At 55.8% G+C, this 6,289-nt stretch carries 6 protein-coding genes and 4 tRNA genes; 5 read left to right on the top strand and 5 right to left on the bottom strand.

What is annotated here, in order from left to right:
• The 3 genes from AACS24_RS02435 to AACS24_RS02425 form a co-directional block, all read right to left on the bottom strand.
• Nucleotides 1-88, bottom strand: a tRNA-Ser gene (locus AACS24_RS02435).
• Nucleotides 89-271: 183 nt separating this feature from the next.
• Nucleotides 272-2,008 (bottom strand): C4-dicarboxylic acid transporter DauA, encoded by a 1,737-nt coding sequence (gene dauA, locus AACS24_RS02430; RefSeq protein ID WP_108572253.1) that lies wholly within the window; start codon nt 2,006-2,008, stop codon nt 272-274.
• Between the two features lie 108 nt (nt 2,009-2,116).
• Nucleotides 2,117-2,443 (bottom strand): hypothetical protein, encoded by a 327-nt coding sequence (locus tag AACS24_RS02425; protein ID WP_146181448.1) that lies wholly within the window; start codon nt 2,441-2,443, stop codon nt 2,117-2,119.
• Between the two features lie 49 nt (nt 2,444-2,492).
• On the opposite strand from AACS24_RS02425, the gene AACS24_RS02420 reads away from it, so the two are divergent.
• The 4 genes from AACS24_RS02420 to AACS24_RS02405 all read left to right on the top strand — a co-directional run bounded on the left by AACS24_RS02420 (nt 2,493) and on the right by AACS24_RS02405 (nt 4,292).
• A tRNA-Asn gene (locus AACS24_RS02420) sits at nt 2,493-2,568 on the top strand.
• 2 nt (nt 2,569-2,570) lie between these two features.
• Nucleotides 2,571-2,646 (top strand) — tRNA-Asn (locus AACS24_RS02415).
• 708 nt (nt 2,647-3,354) lie between these two features.
• Nucleotides 3,355-3,531, top strand: coding sequence for a hypothetical protein (locus tag AACS24_RS02410; protein WP_181364286.1), 177 nt, complete (start codon nt 3,355-3,357; stop codon nt 3,529-3,531).
• A gap of 437 nt (nt 3,532-3,968) precedes the next feature.
• A complete protein-coding gene (locus AACS24_RS02405) occupies nt 3,969-4,292 on the top strand; it encodes a 3'-5' exonuclease (RefSeq protein ID WP_108572251.1) in 324 nt (107 codons plus the stop codon).
• Between the two features lie 469 nt (nt 4,293-4,761).
• Here the strand turns inward: AACS24_RS02405 and AACS24_RS02400 are convergent.
• Both AACS24_RS02400 and AACS24_RS02395 read right to left on the bottom strand, forming a co-directional pair.
• Nucleotides 4,762-4,849, bottom strand: a tRNA-Ser gene (locus AACS24_RS02400).
• A 134-nt stretch (nt 4,850-4,983) separates the two neighbouring features.
• On the bottom strand, nt 4,984-5,436 hold the full coding sequence (locus AACS24_RS02395) for a YbjN domain-containing protein (RefSeq protein WP_081849277.1): 453 nt from the start codon (nt 5,434-5,436) through the stop codon (nt 4,984-4,986).
• 161 nt (nt 5,437-5,597) lie between these two features.
• On the opposite strand from AACS24_RS02395, the gene AACS24_RS02390 reads away from it, so the two are divergent.
• Nucleotides 5,598-6,289, top strand: a 692-nt coding sequence (locus AACS24_RS02390; RefSeq protein WP_258223060.1) for a flavohemoglobin expression-modulating QEGLA motif protein, incomplete at its 3' end; no start/stop codon positions are given.

The raw sequence follows: 6,289 nt of genomic DNA, 5'->3' as shown, positions 1-6,289 counted from the left end.
TGGCGGTGAGGGAGGGATTCGAACCCTCGATACGTTGCCGTATACACACTTTCCAGGCGTGCTCCTTCAGCCACTCGGACACCTCACCAAATTTTGGTCTGTTGCTTAACGTGTTCAGCCAACACGGTGTTCACTGCGTCGTTACGCTGGAACGGGGCGTAATGTACGGGATACGAGGGCATGTGGTCAATGCAATTTTTTACTTTTTGCGTTCGTTTGCTCAATATCCGAACCAACTGACCAAAAACATGCCGTTTCGTATCCCTTTTATTCAATTTACCACCGCTTCGTGCAAATGTTCTCCTTTGAGCGCCTCTTCCAGCGAGCCGTAAAACTCCAGCTTGCCGGGTTGCGGGCGCACCTTGGCACGAGCCAGCGTCTTGAGCGGCTGGAACTGCAGCTCGGCGACGCGCAGTTCGATACCCGCCGCGGCCATCTGCTTGCCAAACTGCAAGAAAGCGGAGAGGCCACCGGCATCCAGAATCGAGACTGCCTCCATCTGCAACACCAGCATGCGGTGCCCTTTCACCTCGGCGGCCAGTTCGGCAAACACCCGCTCCGCAGCAGCAAAGAAGAGCGGCCCATTGATCTTGTAAACCCGCGCATCGGCCGGCACTTCGCTGGCATAGCGCTTGTGCTCGGCCAGATTGTGCAGCCGGGTCATCTTGGCGATCTCGCGCATAAAGAGCAGGGAGGCGAGGATCACCCCGAAGGTGATGGCGATGACCATGTCGAAGATAACGGTCAGCGACAGGCAGACCAGCAGCACCAGTACATCCGCCTTGGGAGCACGACGGATCAGTTCAACTACCTTGTGCGCCTCACTCATGTTCCAAGCGACGATGAGCAGCAGCGCAGCCATGGCCGACAGTGGCAGCCAGGAGAGCCAGGGTGCCAGCACCAGAATGGCAGCGAGTACCACCAGCGCATGCACGATGCCGGAGATGGGAGAGGTTGCGCCGGCACGCACGTTGGCAGCGGATCGAGCAATGGCCGCAGTGGCGGTGATACCGCCAAAGAAGGGGGCGAAGATATTGCCAAGCCCCTGCCCCAGAAGTTCGGCATTGGAGCTGTGCTTGCGGCCGGTCATGCCGTCCAGCACCACGGCGCAGAGCAGCGATTCGATGGCCCCCAGCATCGCCATGGAGAAAGCAGCAGGCAACAGCCGCTCAAGGGCGGCCAGATCCCAGGTCACCGGGGCACCATCCGGCCCGGGCAGCGCCCAAGGCATCACCAGAGTCGGCGCGATGGGCGGGATCCCCATCCCTTGCGTGCCATCTGCCAGTGTGTAGCTGAATTTGCTGCCGATGGTGGCCACATCAACCCCAAACTGATGCAGGCCAAAGCCCAGACCGACCCCCACCAGCACGGCAGGCAGATGGCCTGGAACCGGCAGCCGGAGCCGAGGCCACAGCAGCAACACGGCCAACGTTGCAACGCCCACCAGGGTATCGCCCCATTGCCAACTGGGCATGGCGGTGGCCAGTGCTTCGACCTTGCCCAGATAGGTTTCCGGCATATGAGGAACGCTCAGACCGAAGAAATCCTTGATTTGCAACGTGGCGATCACAATGGCAATACCACCGGTAAAACCCAGCGTTACTGAGGGGGGGATGTATTCGATAAGACGACCGAGGCGGGCTAGACCCATCGCCACCAGAAAGAGACCGGAGATAAGGGTGGCCATCAACAGGCCACCTACCCCGAACTGCTGGGCAACCGGATAGAGGATCACCACGAAGGCAGCAGTCGGGCCCGAGATGGAGTAGCGGGAGCCACCGGTCACAGCAATCACGATACCGGCGATGATGGCGGTATAGAGGCCATGCTGCGGAGGAACACCGCTGGCGATGGCGAGCGCCATGGCCAGCGGAATGGCAATGATGCCCACCGTCACACCGGCGATCAGGTCACGGCCAAAACGGGCCATGCTATAGGGCTCATCAATACAGGATTGGCGCAAGGCTATGGCGAGCTTCACGCTATTTAAAGAGGCTTGCTTGTGCATGTATACGTAATACCAAGAAGAGGGAGATAAAGGCCGGAGGGATCCGGCGCCCGATCATCATCAAGGGCCGGCAGAGCTGTCGACGCGGCGATGGTATCCTGCGTAACCTTACTCCAGCAGCGCCACTATTTCGATGGGCAGGATCAATGAATACCACAATCCGGCATCATTTGACTCATTTCCAGCCAAATCCCCGAACTTTATGGACGCCACTACCTTTTTGGCGCCACGTTTGCCACCACAATGGCTTTTTGCCCCCTTGCACGTTGCCGACATGTTCGCCGCACGATTGCCATAGAGCCCGAGGCCGCATGTCGATGAATGACAACAATGGTTATGGGCAAGGGACTGATTGTGCTGAAAATAAACCGCAAAGGCCAAGTTTTGGGCAAACGGTCTGAAAATCTGTTTTTCCTCAGGTTCGCGGGTTGACACCCGTCTTTCTGGTCATTACTATTCGCCCCGTCTCAACGAGACAGGCAATTCCTCCTTAGTTCAGTCGGTAGAACGGCGGACTGTTAATCCGTATGTCACTGGTTCAAGTCCAGTAGGAGGAGCCAATTCCCTCGTAGTTCAGTCGGTAGAACGGCGGACTGTTAATCCGTATGTCACAGGTTCAAGTCCTGTCGAGGGAGCCACATTCTAAAGCCCAGCCTCATGGCTGGGCTTTTTCGTATCTGTTTCATAAGAGTCTAGAGACGTTTGGGTGACTCATCCCCACACCAGGGGCAGTCACGTCCACCAACTCGTCAATACGGACATGCTCACGGACAGCCTGCTGATAGGCCCAAGTGGCGATAGCGGTAGAACGCTCGGCGTCGACGCTCACCACGGGCCAGATCGTCAGTGAGGTACGTCCTGTGACGTCAGGATATTCTGCTCGTACCAAGCATCCCTGTACTCGGGAGCTGCGAGAAAATCCCCTTTGCTCCAGTTACAGCTGGCGTGTGCCAGTACGAAGTTGTGACCCAAATCGATTGGATAATGACGCCAAGGGATGAAATGGTCTACCTCACCATTCCCCTGTATCACCTTAGTTACCGTAAAAACAGGTTCCCCCCTGCAAGTCCCTCAATACATCCCCTACCCGCCCCAGCGCCTGACGGCTTGAACCAAAGATAAAATTCTCCAGTCCCACGCTTGGGCCAATCACAGTGGCTGATTCCCCTTGATGTCGCAGATAAGCTGCAGCCAATGGGGTCGTAAAAGCGGTGAAGACCGTAGAATATGCCGAGTTAAGACGGATATGATCCGTTCCCCTTTGGGAAAGTTACTGACTACTTGACCCCAAAAGGAGAGACAACGCCCGGGTGCTCTGCGAGCAAGTACACAGTATTGAAAAGGTGATGCTGGATACCTTTCGTAAAAAAGAACCCGAACCTGATACAGGACAAGGGCTGATCTTTAACATTCGACTGGTCAATCAGGCCATCAAAGATCTGCGGCATGAACGGTGTAACCCTGGCTTGCTGCGCAATTTGCTGACCAGCTGGTCGCTCGGGAGACGAGAAAGGCTCCATTGATGTCAAATATCTCTCTCGGGAACTCAACCAACTCACCTTCAACCGAATCTGGTCCCAGATTGAGCAGACAATTGATCAACGCCATCGCGTCACAGGCGCCACCCGCAATTTTCGCCATACCCTGTTGGCAACCAGCGAATACTCCTAGAAGCGCATCGTCGAAGACCTTCACACCCGGGCCCAGGAGCAGATTGTCCAGACAACGCCCGAGCAAAACCTGCTTGTACTGGCAGGCCCGGGGTCAAGCAAGTCGCTCCATCCAGGATCATGTTGCTCTGTTACAACCATAATGCGGCGATGCCCCTGCGCCGGCGCCTGACCGAACTACTGGGAGGACTGCATGCTCGTCGACGAGTATCAGGACATTGATGAACAGCAGTACCAACTTAATTTCTTGCTGTTTCTTTACGAATATCTGAGCGCGAACTGCGTCACCTTTGGCAGGGGCGTGCTCCTCAGCACTGTGCATAGCGTTAAAGGAGAAAGAGTATCGCCATGTTTTGATCTTTGATGGTGGATGGCAACGCTGCGTAGAAAGCAATACGAACAACATCGAGGAAGAGCGGCGACTCTTCTATGTTGCGATGACCAGAGCAATCCAGCGATTAGTGGTTATGTCCCGCGCTGACCAGCGGCATCCCCCCCCCCCTCTCATTGCCCAACGTTGTTACAACGAGTCGATCCAGGCCACAGCCCCTGTACAAAAACGCCGTTTTTGCCATCATGGGCATGCGCCAACTGGATATTTATGCTGGCCGTAGCAACGACAATCACCCGGCACACTAGAACCTGCGGCAATTACACGTTGGAGACGCTGTACGTATCGGTCTCGACAAGCTTGAGAAACGGCATATTTTGCATGGTCAAACACCCGTAGCTCGTCTCTCCCAAAGTGCTTATCAGATCTGACTGAATCAGTTTGCAACTATCCGGCACGCCAACGTCATCGCCATGATTGAGCGGAGCGGAGCAAAGCACAGGCAGACGACACCTACTAAGAACATTTTCGAAGTGAGCGGAGGGAACGGCCCATTATCGAGCGGGAGTTATAACGACTTGTGCGGTGAAAGGTTTATCACCCTCTGCACAGGCAAGTCGCCACCGTAGCATCATGTCGCACATATTGAGCAAACTTGAACCATAGCAACGCAACAAGAACTATCAGATGGCATATCGAAAATCGCACATAAAGAAAAGGCCCGAGCAATTCAATTGCTTGGGCCTATCATTTGGCGGTGAGGGAGGGATTCGAACCCTCGATACGTTGCCGTATACACACTTTCCAGGCGTGCTCCTTCAGCCACTCGGACACCTCACCAAATTTTTGTCTGCTGTTTAACGTGTTCAGCCAACACGGTGTTCGCTGCGCCGTTGCGCTGGAACGGGGCGTAATTTAGGGGAAAGCCCCGCCCGCGTCAACGGCTTTTTTGGCAAAACAGATCGTTCGCGGAATTAATGTACAGATTCCGGCGCGACCTGCATTTCAGGCAGGTTGAGAAAGCCCAAACGCTCACATTCGGAAACCACTTCATGGGTCGCGGCAATGGTGCTCTGCACAAACAGCAGGAACTGCTCGACACTCAGGCCCGCCTTGGTAAACACGGTGTGGCCAATGACCAGACGCGGCAGGTTGTCGTCGATGATGTCGAGGAATACCTTGAGCGAGGGGTACTGCATATTGAAGCGACCGAGTTCAGCCACCAGCGGCAGCAGGGCCGAAGGACGCACTTCCAGCTCGGATGAGAACAGCAGACCTTCCTCTTCCACGAAGATCCGGCTCTCCTGAATGCCATCGACCGACTGCAAGGAGACAATGTGGATACCATGGCACTGATCGCAAACGTAGTGCTCGATACGAGCCTGTTGCAACCAACGCATGATCATTTCGGAGCTGGGGATATTCATTATTTCCACGACAAGATTGGGATCGAGGGGCGCAGTCTAAACCAATTTTCCGGCAACCAAAAGCACGCCAGCCCAATAACCGCGCAGCTTGCTTCTTTTTGGCAAGCGCTATGCATATACTCAGCCCAATCCACGGCTACGCTTGCCCCACAGGGGGCCCCATGACCATCCAAGAAAAGTATCGCCTCCATCTGAAATCCCTCTCGGATGAGCTGCTCGCCCTGCAAAAACCCATTCGCATTCTGGATGCCATCAAGTGGCCCCGACATACTCAGGAGCGCTTTCTGGCTGATGGGGGGCGCACCCTGCCCGCCATCGACCGCCGCTTCTACGAAGCCCTCCCCTTGGGCTTTGATCCGCGCAACAAATATCTCGAACTCAAGGAGCTGCGGGACAGGATCCGCAGAAAGCTGGGACCACAAGATGATCTGGGGCTCATCCTGCAAGAGACAGTCGATCAGTACATGGTGGTGATCGAGATGCTACGCCAGCGAGGCCAACCCGATTTTCAGCGTTATAGCCAGCTGCTTTATGGCTCTGCCAGCGATCACCTGCGCGGGGATCGCAAGACCCTCAAGGAGCTGGGTGCTCGCCTGTGCGATATCTTCTCCCTCCCCGGCGCCCGCCATCTGGTACGCCCCTACCCCAAGGAGTTCGAGGGAGAAGCTGCAGTGGCCAAATTGCAGGGCAAGCTGTCGAGCTATTTCAGTGACGGCACCGTGCAGGTCAAGCTGAGCGATGGCATCGTGTCGGACGCGGCGGCCGGTGGCGACTACATCAAGCTCAACTCCCACGCCCGCTTCTCCGAGCTGGACTTGCAGGTGCTGGAAGTGCATGAGGGGTGGGTCCATGT

Source organism: Aeromonas sp. HMWF016, from assembly GCF_963878195.1.
Classification (GTDB): Bacteria; Pseudomonadota; Gammaproteobacteria; order Enterobacterales; family Aeromonadaceae; genus Aeromonas; species Aeromonas lacus.
The sequence above is the reverse complement of the archived record's forward strand: the minus strand, read 5'-3'. Positions and strand labels throughout refer to the sequence as shown.